This is a genomic window from Acidimicrobiales bacterium (genome assembly GCA_033344915.1).
Taxonomy (GTDB): Bacteria; Actinomycetota; Acidimicrobiia; order Acidimicrobiales; family Aldehydirespiratoraceae; genus JAJRXC01.
The window spans coordinates 937035-954286 of sequence record JAWPML010000001.1; the positions used below are offsets into that span (position 1 = coordinate 937035).

A 17252-nucleotide genomic window follows, 5' to 3' on the forward strand; every position below is an offset into this window, starting at 1 on the left:
CATGGCGATCTACGCCCTGGGCGACCGGGTTCCCGAGATCCACGAGACGGCCTACGTCCACGAGCAGGCGACCGTCATCGGCAGTGTGACGCTCGGACCCGGCGCATCGGTGTGGCCCCAGGCCGTCATCCGCGCCGACGACAACGTCATCAGCATCGGCGAGGCGACGTCGATCCAGGACGGCGCCGTCCTGCACTGCACGCCGGTCCACGCGACCACGGTGGGCAACTTCGTCACCGTCGGTCACCTCGCCCATCTCGAGGGCTGCACCGTTCTCGATCACGCGCTCATCGGCACGGGATCGATCGTGTTGCACGACGCGCTGATCGGCGAGCACGCGCTCGTCGGTGCCGCCGCGATGGTGCCCGGCAAGGTCGAGGTACCGCCGCGGGCGATGGCGCTCGGCGTGCCGGTCAAGATCCGGGAGGACGCCCTCCCCGAGGGACACGCGCAGATGAACGTCGATGCGTATCTGCGCCGCGGCGAGCAGTTCGCCGCCGAGCTCCGCCGGATCGACTAGAGCCTGCATGGCCCCACCGTTTCGCTTGTTGGTGGTCTGCACCGCCAACATCTGCCGCTCGGTGATGGCCGAGCGGCTGCTGCGCCGGGCGGTGGCCGAGCGCGGTCTCGCCGTGGAGGTCTCGTCGTGCGGGCTCCTGTTCGACGGCGAGCCCGCGTCCGACACGGTCATCGCCGTGTTGGACGAACGGGGCATCGACGCACGGGACCATCGCTCGCGGCGGTTCACGCCCGCCCTGCTGGCGGACATCGATCTCGTCGTCACCATGGAACGGATGCACGCCCGCGAACTGGCCGTCGCCCTGGACGGTGCCTCGCCGCGTATCCACACACTCGGCTCGATCGTCGCGTGGCTCGATCAGCAGGAGGCGGACGATCGTTCACCGGCGGACCTCGTGGCCGCGTTCGCGGCCGAACGGAAGTCGAGCGACCTGCTCGGCGGTGGTCCCGACGAGGTCGATGATCCGCACGGCCGGTCCAAGCGGGTGCACCGCCGGACGGCCGAGCGACTGGAACAACTCACGGGATCACTCGTCGACGGTCTCTTCGGTGCAGCGCCGATGGTCGACTGAGTCGATCGGATCAGGCCCGGCGGCCTGGGTCGAAATGCCTACAGGTCACCCCCTGACCAGCCGAAACACCGGCCGTGGAGCCTCCTCTTCTGCCGCGGCATCGCCCCGCCGATCACGAGATCCCGGACGGGATGCGGTTGTTGTACGCCGACCTCCCCGATCGGCCGGAACCGGCGGCCGACCCGGACCGGGGCCGCGTCGAACTGATGGTCGGCGGGATGGTCGCCGCGGTCGGGGTCGCCGTGGTCGGCAGCGGGATCATCGGCGATCTCCTCGCCCGGTCGGAGCCGGAAGCAGCCGATGGACCGGCGCCGCCTCCGCCCCCGTCGACGGTGCCGGGGACGTTCACCGGGGTGGAGCGCACGGTCGGGCCGGTGGAGACCACGGAGGGGGCGGAAGTGGCGGTCGCCGAGGTCGTGACCGCGCCGGAGCTCGAGTTCGCGCCGCCGCCGGAACCCGTCGTCGATCCTGACGTGCTGTCCGCGCCCGGACCCGAACACCGCCTGGTCGCGCCGCGAACCGAGCCGGCTGTGCCCGCGCCCCCGGCCGCGACCACCACCACCACGGTCCCGCCCTCGACCACCACGGTGCCGCCGACCACCACCACGACGGTGCCCACCACCACGACCCGTCCATCCGACGACACACCGGAGGTCCGGGCCCTTGCGGCCACGACCGGGTTCGTGGCGACGGTGGCGATGCGCGAACAGGTCGCGGCGATCGGGATCGACGGTTGGATCGAGGCCCAGCTCCGTCCCGACGACGTTGCCGACCCCGACGTGACAGCGGCCCTCGAGGGTTTCGACCTCCTCGATGTCGACGCCGCGGCGCTGGCCGACGAAGCGATGACCGCTCGGGCCCACGCCCAGATCAGCTGGGCCGGGTTCACCCGCGCCTATGTGAGCGAGAAGCAGGTGCTGGAGGCGGCCACGGCGACCTGGCGCGAGCACTTCGCCCTCGCCCTCACGTCCGCCGAATCGATCGCGTTCGAGCAGACGATCCGTCGTCACGCGCTGGGCGACTATCGAGACCTGCTCGTCGCGGTCGCCCGCACGCCGGGGGTGCTGCGGGTCGGCCGTGCGGGTTCCGTGGACGGCACGGCGACGCGGCCCCTGTCGACGGCGTACGCCCGGCTGATCGCCGAAGACTTCGGACCGGGCACGCTCACGGTCGAAGAGATCCGGGCCGTCGCGACCGTGCTGAGCGGCTGGGGACTCGACGATCGTGGCCGATTCCGGTTCGACGCGGCGCGTCACGCCGCGGCTCCGGCGCGGGTCGGCGGCTGGATGACACCGGGCCGCGCCGGCGAGGCCGGGCTGGACGACGGGGTCTCGTTGATCCGCCATCTCGCCGCGATGCCGGGTACGGCGCAGCGGGTGGCGACGCTGCTCTGCCGTCGGCTGGCCGGTGACGGTGCCGACCAACGGGTGGTCGACCGTGCTGCGTCGGCGTACGGCGCGGAGCGCACGGGCATCGGCGCCGTGGTCCGGACCGCGCTGCTGCACGCGGGTGACGGGCGGGCGACGGATCGGACGGGCGACGAGTGGCTCCTTGCCGCCTTGCGGGCGCTCGGCGCATCGGTCGACATCGGGATCCCCTGGGACCGGCGGCAGGCCGGATCCGTGCCTCACGAACTCCGCCAGGTCGGGGCGGAGGCCGCGTCGGCCCGGCGCCGCCGCGAGCGGGGGCACCCCGGCGACTGGTGGACGTCGCCGAGCGCGGTGAGCGCCCGGTGGGCGTCGGCGCGGCGCCTCACCGAGGGCGCCGCGGGCGTGCAGGTCGATCTTGGCCGCTTCGCGCCCGGCACGGAGACGGCCGCCCACGCGTTCATCGACGCACTCGCCGCCGGGCTCGACGGCACGTCGCTCACCGTCGACGAACGGGATGCGCTCCTGGCCTACCTCGGGGTGGGGGCCGACGACCTCGTGGGTCCCGAGGACGACCTTCCGCTCGCCGATCTCGTGGCCCTCGTGCTGAGCTTCCCCTCGTTCATGCGCCGTGACCGGGGAGCGACGCGATGACGGGTCCGACCCGCCGCGGCTTCCTTCGTGGGGTCGTCGGGACGGGCGCGCTCGGTGTGGGCACGGCGGCTGCGGGGATTCCCGTGGCGGGCGCCGAGGGCCGGGGCGTCGCCGAGCCCGGCGGTACCGTGGTCGTGATCCATCTCGTGGGCGGGGTCGACGGCCTCAGCGTCCTGGTCCCGTACGGCGACGAGGGTTACCAGCGACGACGACCGTCCGTCGCCGTCGCCGCGCCGGGCGAGCGGTACGGGGCGATCGAGCTCGATCGCGGCCTGGGTCTGCACCCCGCGCTCGCTCCGCTGTGGAACCGGCTCGGACCGACGGACCGGCTGGCGGTGATCTGTGGCGTCGGGGTGCCGGACGGCGACGACGGGAACCGCAACCACCTCCCGTCCCGCGACTTCCTGTATCGGGGCGGGCGCCACGAGCCGGAGGGCTGGGCCGCCAGGCTGCTCCGCTTCGAAGGCCTCGACGGCGCCGCGGTCTGGTCGTTCGGGCCGGGTCCGCATCCGATGTTCGACGGCCTCGCCGGCGCCGTGGCGGCCCCTCGCCCGACGGTGTCGATCGGGCCCCATCGCGATCCGGCCGGGGCATTCTCCGCGGTCGGTCGGGCCCACGGCGGGGGCAGCGCCGTGGGTCGGGCCGGTCAGGCGGCACTCGCGGCATCGGGGCGGTGGTCCGACACGGCTTGGACCTCCGCCGCCGACCGTCTCGCCCGCGGGTATCCCGAGGGACGGCTCGGGCGGTCCCTCGCGGTCACGGCCGACATGATCCGCGAGGAGCGCGGCCTGCGGCTCGTGGCGATCGACCATGGCGGCTACGACACCCACGTCGACCAGGGCGACGGGAAGGGCGGCGTGCTGGCCCACCGGCTGGACCGGCTGGCGCGCGGCGTGTCCGCATTCTGGGACGACCTGGACGGGGTGGACGAGCGACCGCCCGTGACGGTCGTCGTCGTGAGCGAGTTCGGCCGGGCGATCGACGAGAACGGCAGTGGCGGCACCGAGCACGGTCGGGGCGGTGTCGCGCTGGCGCTGGGTGACCGTGTGGTCGGCGGCGTCCACGGCGATCTCCCCGATCTCGACCGCGACGACGTCTGGCCGGTGTCGGTCGATGTCCGGCGTGTGTGCGCCGATGCGGTGTCCAGCCACGGCTTCCGACCGTGGCGCGGTGGGGTGTTTCCGGGCCTCCCGCTGCCGAACCGGTCGCTGGGGTTGTTACTATCTCCATAGGAGAAAGGGCGTTGTCGTCGCTGCATCCGCAGACCGCACGCTCGGTTCGGAGCCTCACGTGACCACCGCAGAGAATCTCGACCTCGGCAAGTACCAACTCGGCTGGGCCGACGAGGAGGACTACGTCTTCAAGCCGAAGCGCGGCCTCAACGAGGAGATCCTGCGCGAGATGTCGTGGATGAAGGGCGAGCCCGACTGGATGCTCGACTTCCGCCTGAAGTCCTACCAGCGCTTCGGCCGCCGCCCGATGCCCAGCTGGGGCGGCGACATGTCGGACATCGACTTCGACAACATCTTCTATTACATCAAGCCCAAGGGTGAGCTGAGCGACGAGTGGGACGAGGTCCCGGAGTCGATCAAGAACACCTACGAGAAGCTCGGCATCCCCGAGGCCGAGCGCAAGTATCTGGCCGGCGTCACGGCCCAGTACGAGTGCCTCCGTGGTGACGTCCGCGTCTACACCGCCGGCAACGGACTCGTCCCGATCAAGAGCATCGTTCCCGGCGACGAGGTGTTCTCGCTCAACGAGGAGACCGGTGAGCTGGAGATCAATCCGGTCAAACATGCGGCCCAGACCGATGTGCGCCAGACCTACGAGGTCACTGTCGGTTCGCGGTTCGCGCGTACGATCGTGGCGACCGACAACCATCCGGTGCTCTGCCTGGTCGACTCCCGCCGCTCCGGCCGTGAGCGGGCGCGCTACGAGCGCCGCTGGAAGACCGTCGGCGAACTCGAGATCGGCGACATCGTGGCGGTCGCGCGCGATCTGCCGGACTACGGGGAGCCGCACGCGCTCATGTCGTGCGACTCCACGCCGCACCACTTTCCCGACGCGACCAGCGTCGACCTCATGTGGCTGCTCGGCCTGTGGCTCGGCGACGGGTCGACGCGGATCGACCCGAAGCACGGGATGTACCGGCTCGAGCTCGCGATTCCCGACACCGAGACCGAGCTGCAGGAGGAGCTGAAGCGAGTCGTCGGCGATCTGTTCGGTCTGACCTCCTGCCGCTCCGACCAGTGGCGGGTGACCTTCAACTCCCTGGCGCTCGTCGATTGGGTCGAGCTGAACGGCTTCCGCGGTTCGAGCCACACGAAGCGCATTCCCGAGTGGGTGTACTCCCTGCCGACGGCGCAGCGCCTGGCCTTCCTGGCGGGCTACGTCGATGCCGACGGGTATGTCTCCCCGGACCGACACGGCAACACCATGTCGATCACGTCGGCCAACGAGTCGCTGCTCGACGACACGGCTGAGCTGGCCCGGCTCTGCGGTCTCCGCCCGACGGCACCATGCCGTTTCGAGTCCGCACATCCGGTTGATCCCGACCGGACCATTGTCGGCTACCGCCTTGGTCTCGGCGGCGACGTCGAGCGTGTGCCGGTGCGCAACCCGCGCCGTCGCGAACGGCTCGGCTCGCGGGCCTACCGTCATTCCGACACGGGGATCCGTGGCACCACGGTCCGCGGCCACTGCACCGACACGCTCGGGTTCGCGCCGGTGACCGAGATCATCGAGGCCGACGTCGCCCCGGTCTACGACATCGAGATCGATGGCCACCACAACTTCGTCGCCGAGGGTGTCATCGTCCACAACTCCGAGGTCGTGTACCACAAGAACCGGGAGGACCTGGAGGCCCAGGGGGTCCTCTTCTCGGACATGGACACCGCACTGCGGGAGTACCCGGAGCTCGTCAAGGAGTACTTCGGCAAGATCATCCCGCCGAACGACAACAAGTTCTCGGCCCTGAACAGCTCGGCGTGGTCCGGCGGTTCGTTCATCTACGTCCCGCCCGGCGTCGAGGTCGAGATGCCGCTGCAGGCCTACTTCCGCATCAACGCGGAGAACATGGGCCAGTTCGAGCGCACCCTGATCATCGCCGACGAGGGCTCGAAGGTGCACTACATCGAGGGCTGCTCCGCCCCGACCTACACCTCGGATTCGCTGCACTCGGCCGTGGTCGAGATCGTCGTGAAGCCGTCTGCCCGGGTCACCTACACGACCATCCAGAACTGGTCCGACAACGTGTTCAACCTGGTCACGAAGCGGGCCTATGTCGAAGCCGAGGGCCACATGGAGTGGATCGACGGCAACATCGGTTCCAAGCTCACGATGAAGTACCCGGCTGTCGTCCTCGCCGGGCCGAAGGCATCCGGCGAGGTCCTCTCGGTCGCCTACGCGGGCCCGAACCAGCATCAGGACACCGGCGCCAAGATGATCCATGCCGCCCCGGAGACCACCTCCAAGATCGTCTCGAAGTCGATCTCGAAGGACGGCGGCCGCACGAGCTATCGCGGACTCGTGCGGGTCGAGGACGACGCCTACGGCTGCAAGAGCCACGTCCAGTGCGACGCGCTCATCCTCGACGAGGACTCCATCTCCGACACCTACCCCTACATGGAGGTCGGATCGGGTGACGCGGTCATCGGCCACGAGGCCACCGTCTCGCGCGTCGCCGACGAGCAGCTGTTCTACCTCCAGAGCCGCGGCCTCACCGAGGAGCAGGCGATGGGCATGATCGTCAACGGCTTCATCGAGCCCGTCACCCGCACGCTGCCGATGGAGTACGCCGTCGAGTGGTCGCGCCTGATCGAACTCCAGATGGAGGGAAGCGTCGGCTAGGGCAGTGTCGGGTAGAAGCGCCCTGGCGTAGTCTCGGCCCATGAGCGACGGCGAGGAATGGGTCGAGGTGATCGTCGAGATCCCCAAGGGCTCGCGGAACAAGTACGAGATCGATCACCACAGTGGTGATCTCTGGCTCGATCGGCATCTCTTCACCGCGACCGTCTACCCGGCGGACTACGGGTTCGTGCCCGACACGTTGGCCGAGGACGGCGACCCGCTCGACGTGCTGGTGCTCCTCGACGAACCCACCGTGCCGGGATGTCACATCAAGGCCCGCCCGATCGGCGTGTTCTGGATGACCGACGAGGCGGGCCCCGACGCCAAGGTGCTCGCGGTGCCGTCGGGTGACCCCCGTTGGGATCACCTCGGTGACCTGGGCGACGCCCCCGAGCACCTGTTGTCGGAGATCCGCCACTTCTTCGAGATCTACAAGGCGCTCGAGCCGGCCAAGGACACCGACGTGGGTCGCTGGTCCGGTCGCGACGAGGCCTGGGCCGAGATCGCGGCCGCGCGGGAACGGTTCGCCGGCGCCTGACCCGGCATGGATTCCGCACTCCGGTGCGGCACAATGGACGCCATGCCGATGCGTCAGGACTGCAAGTTCTTCGAGTCCCGCAGCTACCCGAACGGCGACACGGTTCGGAAGTGCGATCTCGACCTCGCCCCCGAGGCACCGTGGCGGTGCCCGGACGACTGTCCGAAGTACACCCGGCGCATGGCGGACGTGAACTGGGCCCATGGCTCGCTCGTCACCCCGGAGACCCCGGCCGAGCCGGAGAGCCTCGGCGACGACGACAGCATCGCCGCGCTCTTGGACGCAGCGGAGGACATCATCAACGAGGCGGCACCGAGCGTGCTGGCCGATCTCGACGCCGAGCGCCGCAAGCGGGGCGGGCGTCGAGCTCGCCGCGACGCCAAGCGAGCGAAGAAGGACGCGTCCAAGCCGTCGAAGCCGTCGAAGCGGTCCAAGCCGAGCGGCGAGAGCCTGGCCGACAGGCTGCGGCGTCGGTACCGCGAGGGCGGCCGCTGAGGGCGTTGGCGATTTCTCCTACCTCGGTAGGATTTATTCCGCTGTGACCGACTTTTCCCCTGCCTCCGCCCGCGCCCTCGCCGGTCCGTCCTGGCTCGTCGATCGACGAGTCGAGGCGGCCGAAGCCTTCGCGGCGGCGGCCATGCCCGTCGCGAGCGCCGAGGAGTGGCGCTACAGCCCGATCGGCGACCTCGACCTCGCTCGCTACCAGCCCGGCGCCGGGATCGGCGACGCACCCATGCCGCGGCTCGACATCGAGCCGGCGGCCCTGGTGCGCACGGTCAACGGTCGGGTGGTCGCCATCGACGTCGACGACGAACTCGCTGCGGCCGGCGTGCACGTCGGGCCGCTCGTCGACCATCCCGACGGCGCCGAGCGCCTCGGGTCGATCTCGACCGGTGCACCGGATCACTTCACCACCCTCAACGACGCGTTCGCCGGCGACCCGATCCTGGTCTCGGTCCCGCGCGGTGTGGTCGTGGATCGCCCGATCGTGGTCACCCACCACGCGGCGGGTGACGGCACGGCCGCATTCCCCCGCCTGGTCGTGGCGGTCGGCGAGAACGCCTCCGTGGAGGTGCTCGACCACCACACGTCCGACGACGAGGGCGCGATCCTCGTGTGCCCGGTCGTCGAACTCGATGTCGATGCGGCCGGACGGCTCGGCTATCTCAACGTGCAGGAACTCGGCCGGACGACCTGGCAGATCGGGTCGCAGCTCGCCCGCGCCGAGCGCGACGCGACGCTGACCGCGGCCACGGCGGCATTCGGCGGGAGCTACGCCCGCACCCGGGCCGACACCCGCCTCGTCGGCCGGGGCGCCCACGGCGACCTCCTCGCGCTGTACTTCGGCGAACAGGACCAGACGCTCGACTTCCGCACCTATCAGGACCATGTCGCCCCGGACACCACCAGCAACCTGCTCTACAAGGGGGTCGTCGCCGGCGCGTCGCGCAGCGTCTACACCGGCCTGATCCGGGTCCGGCCCGACGCCCGGGGCACCAACGCCTTCCAGACCAACCGCAACCTGAAGCTCGGCGACGACGCCTGGGCCGAATCCGTCCCGAACCTCGAGATCGAGAACAACGACGTGCGCTGCAGCCATGCGTCCACGGTGTCGCCCGTCGACGAGGACCAGCGTTTCTACCTGGAGAGTCGCGGTGTCCCGTCCGCCGAGGCCGAGCGGCTCATCGTCGCCGGTTTCTTCGCCGAGGTGCTGGAGGCGATGCCCGTCGCCGCCGCGGCCCACAAGATCCGCACCGGCATTGCCGCCAAGCTCGCCCGCCAGGTGGCCGCCGACGCCGAGGCCGAGGCGGCGTGATGCCCACCCATCCGCTCTTCGCACTCGACGAGATCGAGGCCGGCACGGCCCGCAAGGTCGTCATCGGGGACCGCGAGATCGCGCTCGTCCGCATCGACGACGACGTCTACGCCATCGGCGACACCTGCAGCCACGACGACGTCTCCCTCGCCGAGGGCTTCGTCGAAGCCGACGACTGCATGATCGAGTGCTTCCGCCACGGCGCCCTGTTCAATCTGAAGACGGGTGAGCCCGAGTCACTTCCGGCGGTCCGTCCGGTGCCCGTCTACGACGTCAGCGTGGTCGACGGCCAGGTCGTTCTCACGATCGACGAACCGGAGGACGACGCATGAGTGAGCTCGTGATCGAAGGGCTCCGGGCCGCCGTGGACGGCCAGGAGATCCTCAAGGGCGTCGACCTGACGGTGCGGTCGGGTGAGGTCCATGCGGTGATGGGCCCGAACGGCTCGGGCAAGTCGACGCTGTCCCACGTGCTCGCCGGTCGACCCGGCTACGAGGTCCTCGGCGGGTCGGCCCGCATCGACGACGTCGAGCTGCTGTCGCTTCCGGCCTGGAAGCGGGCAGAGGCCGGCCTGTTCCTCGCCATGCAGTATCCGACCGAGGTGCCGGGCGTGGCGCTGCGCGATCTGCTGCGGGCCTCGGCTCGCACGTCCGACGATGCCGAGGAGATCGAGGAGGCGATGCTGGCGGAAGCGGCCCGCATCGGTTTCGGGGCGAAGTTCCTCGAACGGCCGCTCAACGTCGATCTCTCGGGCGGCGAGAAGAAGCGCAACGAGACCCTGCAGATGGGTGTGTTGCGTCCCGCGTTCGCCGTGCTCGACGAGTTGGACTCCGGGCTCGACGTCGACGCGCTCCGACTCGTGAGCAGCCGGGTGGAGGAAGCCACCGAGGAGGATGGCCTCGGGGTGCTCGCGATCACCCACTACAGCCGCCTGTTCCAACAGCTGCAGCCCGACCGGGTCCACGTGTTCGCCGGTGGCCGGATCCAGGAGACGGGCGGCCCCGAGCTGGCCGCCGAGCTCGAGAAGACGGGCTACGAGCGCTGGGCCGAACCGGTGGCCGCCAAGGCATCGGCCGCCACGTTGCCGGACGACCCGTTCGCGGATCCGCTGGCGTAGCGACATGGCCGGCACCCTGCTCACGACCGCCGAGATCGACGACTTGCTCGCCGACCACCCGGACTGGCGACGCGACGGAGACGGGCTCGTCCGCTCGCTCGAGTTCGCGGACTTCCCCGCGGCCTTCGGCTTCATGACCAAGGTCGCGATCGTGTCCGAGAAGCTCTTCCATCACCCGGAGTGGAGCAACGTCTACAACCGGGTCGAGCTGCGGATCACGGACCACGACGCCGGCGGCATCTCCACGAACGACCGCGACTGGATCGCCCGCGTCGATCAGCTGGTCTGAACGTCGAGCTCGGGGTCGAGCGGCCCTTCCAGATACTCGTAGAGCGCCACGTTCGTCGCGATCTGGTAGGCGTAGATCGCGAAGGCCATGGCGATCACGACGAACAGACCGAGGATCGGCACCAGGGCGACGATGTTGCTCGCGAAGTTGAGTCCGAAGACGACGAGGTTCACGAGGAGGATGCGCCCGGCGATCCCGGGCCATCGCGGGGTGATGAGGGCCACCGTGCGGCGGAAGGGCCCGCGGTCGCGCGGGGAGAGGATGAGGGTGACACCCGCCATCGCGCCGAACGGCCATGCGTAGATGACCAGTCCGATGTCCACCGGGATCAGCAGGATCAGGAACGCCGGGCTCACCGCGACGAGGAGGATGTGGATGCCGGCGAGCGCGGCGAGCGCCAGTGAGGCGACGAGCGCCCAGAGCAGGGCGATGCCGACCCACCGGGGGACCCGGCGGATCGCGAAGGAGAAGCTCTCGCCGAGCGACCGCTCGGCGCCGCGGTTGTGGGCGCCGACGAAGACCGTGGCCACCGCGAAGCCGATCATCATCACGGCATAGGCGATGAGCGTGCCGACGATCATCAGCACGAGCGGGCCGATCTCCCAGTCGAAGGTGATCGAATCGAGGTAGGCCTGGTCCTCCGGGAAGCGGTCGGGGTCGAACCCGGGTTCCGTGATGCGTTCGAAGATGTCCAACGGATTCGGGTCGAGGCCGGTGACGAAGCCGGCAACGGCCATCGCCCCGCCGGTGACGATGCCGATCGCCGCCAACGCGGCGATGGCCAGCTGGCGGGTCCACGTCTCCTTCAGGAGATCGAAGCCGCGGGACACGACCGCCGTCGCGTCGGCGTTGGCCATGCTGGGCTTGATGGCCTTCGGCGCTCGGTGTTCGGTCCACACCGTGCCGTCCCAGTAGCGGAATTGTGTGGCGTTCTCCGGATCGTCGTACCAACCCGCGGGGATCTCGGTCATCGGCGTCGACCGTACCGCCTCGTAGCCTCAGGGCATGGTCACTGAGCGCTTCGAGGAGTTCGTCGATCCCGTCGACGGCACCCGCTGGACCGTCGATGTCGGCTTCCTCGGGTCCCGCTGGCGTTGCGTCTGGGGCGACGGCTGTCAGGGCATCCTCGACCATCCGGCCGAGGAGCTGAACCACGGCTGCTGCTCCGTCGGCACCGAGTTGCTCGACGAGGACGAGGCGATGGCGATCTCGGCCCACGCAGCCCTGCTCGACGCCGACCTCTTCCAACATCAGGCGTGGGCGCAGGAACACGGGATCTACGAGGACGAGCGGCGGGCCCGCACCGCGACGGTCGACGGGGCGTGCGTGTTCCTCAACCGGCCCGGGTTCGCCGGCGGCGCCGGTTGTGCGTTGCACCTCCAGGCGGTGCGCGACGGCGAGCGTCCGATCGACGTCAAGCCGTCGGTGTGCTGGCAGCTCCCGTTGATCACCGAACACGGGGACGACGGCACGGCCCGTCTGCGGCGGTGGGGCCGAGAGGACCGGGGACCCGACGGCGAGACGATGGCCTGGTGCTGCACCGAAGGCGACAACGCACAGGTCGGGTCGCAGACGACCGCCGACGAATTGGCCGACGAACTCCAGGCGTTGGTGGGTCCCGAGGTCGCGGTGGCGATCCGCGACCGGGTGCGAGATCAGCCGGGCTGAGCCTCGTCGAGCGCCTGGGCGAGGGTGTTCCAACCGAGGGTGGCGCACTTGATGCGCACGGGGAACTTCACAACACCCTTCAACGCCTCGAGATCGCCGAGGCTGACGTCGTCGGTGTTGTCGATGCTGAACGTGTCGTCCTCGAGGGAACGGTCGTCGATGCCCATCTCGGACTCGCTGCCGTCGCCACCGATGTCGCTCTCGTGGATCGACATGAGGCCCTTGAACGCCGCGATCAGGTGGCGGGCCTCGGCCACGGACTTGCCCTTGATCGCGGCGGACATCATGGAGGCCGACGACTGGCTGATCGAGCAGCCCTGACCGCCGATGGCGACGTCGCTGATGGTGCCGTCGTCGGCGACGTCGATGTAGACGATGATCTCGTCGCCGCACAACGGGTTGAAGCCGTCGGCGCGCACGGCCGGGGGCGTCTCGAGCTCGCCCCGGTTCCGGGGGGAGCGGTAGTGGTCGAGGATGATCTCTCGATAGAGGTCTTCGAGGCCGGGCATCTCAGGCTCCTCAGGCGGCTAGAACGAGAACAGGTCGTCGGCGGCGCCGAGGGCGTCCGTCAGCTGATCGATGTCGGCCTCGTCGTTGTAGACGTAGAGCGACACACGGGATGTGGCGTTGGCGCCCAGCACGGTCATCAGCGGCTTGGCGCAGTGGTGACCGGCGCGTACGCAGACGCCGGCCTGGTCGAGGACCTGGGCGATGTCGTGGGGGTGCACCTCGCCGGCTTCGCCCTCGAAGACGAACGACAACACGCCACCCCGCTCGGCGGGTTCGGTCGGTCCGTGGATCGTGATCTTGTCACCGTGGACCTCCTTCAGCTTGCGCATCGCGTAGGCCGTCAGCTCGACTTCGTGTTGGCGGACGTTGTCCATGCCGAGGTCGGTGAGATAGTCGATCGCGGCGCCGAGCCCGACGGCCTCGGCGACCATCGGTGTGCCCGCCTCGAACTTCCACGGGATCTCGGTGGTGGTGAAGCCCTCTTTGGTGACGTTGAGGATCATCTCGCCTCCGCCGAGGAAGGGCGGCATGGCCTCGAGGATCTCGGCGTGGGCCCACAGCACGCCGATGCCCATCGGCCCGAGCATCTTGTGGCCGGTGAACACCACGAAGTCGGCGCCCATCGCCTGCACATCGGTGGCCAGATGGGGCACGTACTGGCTGGCGTCCACCGCCAGCAGGGCGCCGGCGGCGTGGGCGGCCTCGGCGAGCCGGGGGATGTCGTTGAGGGTGCCGAGCACGTTCGACATCGCGGTGATCGACACGAGCTTGGCCCCGTCGAGCAGGCGATCGAGATCGGTGAGGTCGAGGTGGCCGTCGGCGCCGACGGGAATCCAGCGCAGCTCGATGCCCTTGTCCGCGACGAGCATGTGCCAGGGGACGATGTTCGCGTGGTGCTCCATCTCGGAGATGACGACCGCGTCGCCGGCCTGGAGGTTGGCACCGCCCCAGGCCCGGGCGATCAGGTTCATCGACTCCGTCGCATTCTTCGTGAAGACGACTTCGGAGACGGACGGGGCGTTGATGAAGCGGGCGACCTTGGCCCGCGCGCCCTCGAGCGCGTCGGTGGCCCGCACCGCGAGTTCGTAGCTCCCGCGGTGGACGTTGGCGTTCGTGGTCTCGTAGTAGTCCGCCATCGCGTCGATGACCGACTGCGGCTTCTGCGAGGTGTTGCCGGAATCGAGATAGACGAGCCGGGAGCCGTGGAACTCCTGGCGCAGGACGGGGAAGTCGTCCTTGATGTCGGCGGGGAGGGTCATCCGGCGTTCTCGAATCGCTCGTAGCCCTCCGACTCCAGCGTCTTCGCGAGCTCGGGGCCACCCGACTCGACGATGCGGCCGTCGACGATGACGTGGACCCGATCGGGTCGGAGTTCGTCGAGGAGGCGCTGGTAGTGGGTGATGGCGAGGACGCCCAGTTCGGGGCGGTCGGTGCGGACCTCCTGGACACCCGTGGCGACCACGCGCAGCGCGTCGATGTCGAGCCCGGAGTCGGTCTCGTCGAGGATCGCCATCTCGGGTTCGAGGATCGCCATCTGGAGGATCTCGTTGCGCTTCTTCTCGCCTCCGGAGAAGCCTTCGTTCACGTAGCGTTCGGCGAAGGACTCGTCCATGTCGAGGCGCTCCATCCACTCCATGATCGCGAGCCGGAGCTCGAGCACGGACATCTCGATGCCCTTGCGGGCCGAGAGCGACTGACGCAGGAAGTTCAACACCGAGACGCCGGGGATCTCCTGGGGGTACTGGAAGGCCAGGAAGATACCGGCCTTGCCCCGTACGTCGGCCGGCCATTCCGTGATGTCCTCACCACGGAACCGGATGGAACCGGCGGTGACCTCGTACTCCGGGCTGCCGAGCAGCACGTTCGCCAGCGTGCTCTTGCCGGATCCGTTGGGGCCCATGAGTGCGTGGACCTCGCCGGCGCCGACGACCAGGTCGACGCCCTTGAGGATCTCGTCGCCGCCTTCGACGGTGGCGGCGTGGAGTCCGCGGATCTCGAAGAGGGGAGCGGTCGACATGCGCGAAAGTCTACGACTCGCACGGGGTTTGCCCTACCGCCGTAGGAGAAAGGTGGAGCTTCCCCGGTCGCTCTTCATTCGGGCGTGCGTTCGGTGATCGTGCCGTCCGCGGTGCGGACCGCGACACGGATCTCGTTGCCCTGCTCGGCCAGCGCGTCGGCCGGGAGGAGGACCACGAAGTTGTCGGCGGTGTCGCCGCGCCGATACAGCGGCGAGACCCCCACGATCCGGTCGTCGACGGCGACGAGCACCGTGGCGTCGTCGGGTGCGCCCGGCGCGATGCCGGCGACCTCCGCGAACCAGAGCGCCGTTCCCGGGTCGCGGAGGCGGTCGAGTTCGGCGACGACGGCGCGGCCGTCCGCGGGACCGAAGTGGTCGGCGGGGTCGGCACCGAGCAGCTCGGCGCCGGGAAGGCCGACGTAGAGCGCGTCGATGCGGTCGTCCTCGGCGGTGACCGGATCGAAACGGCCCTCGAGGATGCGGGCGAACGCCTCGTCGCCGTCGAACTCCCGCTCACCGAGGAACGTGTAATCGAAGGCGTCGGTGTAGTCGTAGATGTACTTGGCGGTGCCTCTCGCCGCGATCTCCGGGGAACCGACCGGGTGGCCGTCGGCCTCCCAGGGCAGCTCCAGGCCGAGCATCCGGGCGATGGTCGGCGTGACATCCGTGATGTTGACGTTCTGGTCGTCGATGGCGCCGTCGAGTTGACCCGGTGCCTTGATCAGCAGCGGCGCGAGCGCGATGGAGGCCACGTTGTCGTCGGTGAGGGAGCGACTGGACTGGCCGGCCCGAAACGACGCCCCGTGGTCGCTGACCACCACGATCACCGACTCGTCGTAGAGATCGATCTCTTGGAGGCGGGCCAGCACGGCGCCGAGGAGCCGGTCGGCGTACTCCGCCTGGAGCAGGTGGCGCTGGCGGAACACGCGGACCGGCCACTCGTGTCCGGAGTCGTCGGCGTAGTCGGTGCGGCCGGCGGGGAACGCGTAGGGCGTGCCGTCCTCGCGCAGGGTCCACGGCTGGTGGGGCAGGATCAGATGCAGGTAGCCGAAGACGGGGTCGTCGGTGGGTTGGAGGGCATCGAGGAAGAGCTGGTGGCGGCCGGGCTGGCGGTTGACCTGCGTTGCGAAGAACCGTTCGTAGCGACGCTCCTCCTCGGTGAGGCCGTCGTCGACCCGGTCCGGGGGCACCGTGCTTGACGGGACCGAGGTGGTCGTGGACGAGGGAGGCGTCTCCGGCGCGGCCGGCGTCAGGTCCTCCGTGAAGTCGTCGAACGTCTCCGCCGGTTCGCCGGGGGCAGGGCGCACCCGCTCGATCCAGGTGTCCCACGTCGTCGAGAGCAGGTCGCCCCACCGTGGGCCCGTGTCCACGCGGGGCTGATCCGGACGCGGGGTCGTGGTGGTCGTAGGCGTGCCGTCACGCCCGCTCTCATCCAGCCCCGGGGGCGACGGCGGCTGCGGGTCACCGAGGCACGCCTCGAAGCCGCACATGCGGGTCAGCACCTCGGACACGACGAGCTGGTGGCTGCCCGCGAGCAGGCTGAACAGGTTGTCCGGGTGGTCCTGCCAGGTCGCGTCGCCGTAGGGGTTGCGGCCGTCGAGCAGCGCGGGCACGGCGCCCTGGGTGAACGGGTTCACCGTGGAGAACCGGCGGTACCAGGTGGCGTCGTCGGCGAACCCGGCCAGGTTCGGGAAGCGCACCGGGTCGATCTGCCCATCGGCGGTGAGGAGCGACTCGGTCGGCAGCTCGTCGAACACGAGCATGATCACCGACGGTTCGTCGAACTCGGGTCCGTCACCGCCCTCGGCCTCGTCGTCGGGCGTGAGGCGGACCGGCTCGAGTGCGACCGCCCCGGCGCTGCCGCTCGCCATCCAGTCCGCCGCGGGCGACGCGAAGGCGAAGAGGAACAGGAACAGGAGGTTCGCCGCGGCGAGGATCTGGATCCAGCTCCGCGCGCCCTCGAATCGCCGATACGCGGTCGCGGCGCCGATGCCGACGGCGGCGCCGATCAGCAGGTTGAGGGCGCCGGTGTCGGAGAGTTCGCGCGCGAGGAGGACACCGAAGAACACACCCAGGACGGCGATCGTCGCGAGATGGAGGCGATCGCCGATCGACTCGTCGACGCGGCGGACCGCTTCGCCGACCGACCAGAGCACGAGCGGCGGCACGACGACGAGGAGCACGGCGAAGAGCAGGATCGACCGGCCCTCGATCCGGTGCACACCGAACGTCGCCGCCGGCTCGTTGCCGAAGAGGTCGAGGATCGGCTGGGCGACGACCAGCGCGGTCAGGCCGGCAACGGCCAGGAATCGTCGGAGCATCTGGGGCCGGATGCT

Annotated in this window: 17 protein-coding genes; 12 read left to right on the forward strand and 5 right to left on the reverse strand. The window is 69.8% G+C overall.

Going from position 1 to position 17252, the window contains the following annotated elements; translation table 11 throughout:
- Position 1: 1 nt before the first annotated feature.
- From R8F63_04500 to R8F63_04550, 11 genes are all read left to right on the forward strand, one after another.
- A complete protein-coding gene (locus R8F63_04500; GenBank protein ID MDW3217852.1) occupies positions 2-520 on the forward strand; it encodes a gamma carbonic anhydrase family protein in 519 nt (172 codons plus the stop codon).
- A 7-nt stretch (positions 521-527) separates the two neighbouring features.
- Positions 528-1091, forward strand: a complete 564-nt coding sequence (locus tag R8F63_04505; protein MDW3217853.1) for a hypothetical protein — start codon at positions 528-530, stop codon at positions 1089-1091.
- A 74-nt stretch (positions 1092-1165) separates the two neighbouring features.
- Positions 1166-3112 (forward strand): DUF1800 family protein, encoded by a 1947-nt coding sequence (locus tag R8F63_04510; GenBank protein ID MDW3217854.1) that lies wholly within the window; start codon positions 1166-1168, stop codon positions 3110-3112.
- Positions 3109-4344 (forward strand): DUF1501 domain-containing protein, encoded by a 1236-nt coding sequence (locus R8F63_04515; protein ID MDW3217855.1) that lies wholly within the window; start codon positions 3109-3111, stop codon positions 4342-4344. Before R8F63_04510 ends, R8F63_04515 begins: the two co-directional genes overlap by 4 nt.
- 58 nt (positions 4345-4402) lie before the next feature.
- Positions 4403-6961, forward strand: a complete 2559-nt coding sequence (sufB, locus tag R8F63_04520) for a Fe-S cluster assembly protein SufB (protein ID MDW3217856.1) — start codon at positions 4403-4405, stop codon at positions 6959-6961.
- Positions 6962-7001: 40 nt separating this feature from the next.
- Positions 7002-7499 carry an inorganic diphosphatase gene (locus R8F63_04525; GenBank protein ID MDW3217857.1) on the forward strand — a complete coding sequence of 166 codons (498 nt, stop codon included), beginning with the start codon at positions 7002-7004 and terminating at the stop codon, positions 7497-7499.
- Between the two features lie 42 nt (positions 7500-7541).
- Positions 7542-7994, forward strand: coding sequence for a hypothetical protein (locus R8F63_04530; GenBank protein ID MDW3217858.1), 453 nt, complete (start codon positions 7542-7544; stop codon positions 7992-7994).
- 43 nt (positions 7995-8037) lie between these two features.
- On the forward strand, positions 8038-9315 hold the full coding sequence (gene sufD, locus R8F63_04535) for a Fe-S cluster assembly protein SufD (GenBank protein ID MDW3217859.1): 1278 nt from the start codon (positions 8038-8040) through the stop codon (positions 9313-9315).
- Positions 9315-9647: a non-heme iron oxygenase ferredoxin subunit gene (locus R8F63_04540; GenBank protein MDW3217860.1), complete on the forward strand. Its 333-nt coding sequence runs from the start codon at positions 9315-9317 to the stop codon at positions 9645-9647. Before sufD ends, R8F63_04540 begins: the two co-directional genes overlap by 1 nt.
- Positions 9644-10432, forward strand: a complete 789-nt coding sequence (gene sufC, locus R8F63_04545) for a Fe-S cluster assembly ATPase SufC (GenBank protein ID MDW3217861.1) — start codon at positions 9644-9646, stop codon at positions 10430-10432. The genes R8F63_04540 and sufC (R8F63_04545) overlap by 4 nt, the downstream gene beginning before the upstream one ends.
- A 4-nt stretch (positions 10433-10436) precedes the next feature.
- On the forward strand, positions 10437-10721 hold the full coding sequence (locus R8F63_04550) for a 4a-hydroxytetrahydrobiopterin dehydratase (GenBank protein MDW3217862.1): 285 nt from the start codon (positions 10437-10439) through the stop codon (positions 10719-10721).
- On the opposite strand, the gene R8F63_04555 is transcribed toward R8F63_04550, so the two are convergent.
- Positions 10709-11692 (reverse strand): DUF2510 domain-containing protein, encoded by a 984-nt coding sequence (locus R8F63_04555; protein ID MDW3217863.1) that lies wholly within the window; start codon positions 11690-11692, stop codon positions 10709-10711. The genes R8F63_04550 and R8F63_04555 overlap by 13 nt on opposite strands.
- Before the next feature lie 34 nt (positions 11693-11726).
- On the opposite strand from R8F63_04555, the gene R8F63_04560 reads away from it, so the two are divergent.
- Complete coding sequence (locus R8F63_04560; protein MDW3217864.1) at positions 11727-12389, forward strand: hypothetical protein; 663 nt, start codon at positions 11727-11729, stop codon at positions 12387-12389.
- On the opposite strand, the gene R8F63_04565 is transcribed toward R8F63_04560, so the two are convergent.
- The 4 genes from R8F63_04565 to R8F63_04580 form a co-directional block, all read right to left on the reverse strand.
- Entirely contained in the window at positions 12377-12898 is a 522-nt protein-coding gene (locus R8F63_04565) for an SUF system NifU family Fe-S cluster assembly protein (protein ID MDW3217865.1), read from the reverse strand. The two genes, R8F63_04560 and R8F63_04565, sit on opposite strands and share 13 nt — an antisense overlap.
- An 18-nt stretch (positions 12899-12916) precedes the next feature.
- The gene (locus tag R8F63_04570) at positions 12917-14158 is read right to left on the reverse strand and encodes a SufS family cysteine desulfurase (protein MDW3217866.1); all 1242 of its coding nucleotides are present in this window, start codon (positions 14156-14158) and stop codon (positions 12917-12919) included.
- Positions 14155-14916, reverse strand: a complete 762-nt coding sequence (gene sufC, locus R8F63_04575; protein MDW3217867.1) for a Fe-S cluster assembly ATPase SufC — start codon at positions 14914-14916, stop codon at positions 14155-14157. Before sufC (R8F63_04575) ends, R8F63_04570 begins: the two co-directional genes overlap by 4 nt.
- Positions 14917-14990: 74 nt before the next feature.
- Positions 14991-17237, reverse strand: coding sequence for a sulfatase-like hydrolase/transferase (locus tag R8F63_04580; protein MDW3217868.1), 2247 nt, complete (start codon positions 17235-17237; stop codon positions 14991-14993).
- Positions 17238-17252: the final 15 nt, after the last annotated feature.

Bases quoted from the DNA above. Each gene is read 5' to 3' on its own strand.
- R8F63_04500 (MDW3217852.1), top strand. From the start codon at position 2: ATGGCGATCTACGCCCTGGGCGACCGGGTTCCCGAGATCCACGAGACG.
- R8F63_04505 (MDW3217853.1), top strand. From the start codon at position 528: ATGGCCCCACCGTTTCGCTTGTTGGTGGTCTGCACCGCCAACATCTGC.
- R8F63_04515 (MDW3217855.1), top strand. From the start codon at position 3,109: ATGACGGGTCCGACCCGCCGCGGCTTCCTTCGTGGGGTCGTCGGGACG.
- R8F63_04525 (MDW3217857.1), top strand. From the start codon at position 7,002: ATGAGCGACGGCGAGGAATGGGTCGAGGTGATCGTCGAGATCCCCAAG.
- R8F63_04530 (MDW3217858.1), top strand. From the start codon at position 7,542: ATGCCGATGCGTCAGGACTGCAAGTTCTTCGAGTCCCGCAGCTACCCG.
- R8F63_04540 (MDW3217860.1), top strand. From the start codon at position 9,315: ATGCCCACCCATCCGCTCTTCGCACTCGACGAGATCGAGGCCGGCACG.
- sufC (MDW3217861.1), top strand. From the start codon at position 9,644: ATGAGTGAGCTCGTGATCGAAGGGCTCCGGGCCGCCGTGGACGGCCAG.
- R8F63_04550 (MDW3217862.1), top strand. From the start codon at position 10,437: ATGGCCGGCACCCTGCTCACGACCGCCGAGATCGACGACTTGCTCGCC.
- R8F63_04555 (MDW3217863.1), bottom strand. From the start codon at position 11,692: ATGACCGAGATCCCCGCGGGTTGGTACGACGATCCGGAGAACGCCACA.
- R8F63_04560 (MDW3217864.1), top strand. From the start codon at position 11,727: ATGGTCACTGAGCGCTTCGAGGAGTTCGTCGATCCCGTCGACGGCACC.
- R8F63_04565 (MDW3217865.1), bottom strand. From the start codon at position 12,898: ATGCCCGGCCTCGAAGACCTCTATCGAGAGATCATCCTCGACCACTAC.
- R8F63_04570 (MDW3217866.1), bottom strand. From the start codon at position 14,158: ATGACCCTCCCCGCCGACATCAAGGACGACTTCCCCGTCCTGCGCCAG.
- sufC (MDW3217867.1), bottom strand. From the start codon at position 14,916: ATGTCGACCGCTCCCCTCTTCGAGATCCGCGGACTCCACGCCGCCACC.
- R8F63_04580 (MDW3217868.1), bottom strand. From the start codon at position 17,237: ATGCTCCGACGATTCCTGGCCGTTGCCGGCCTGACCGCGCTGGTCGTC.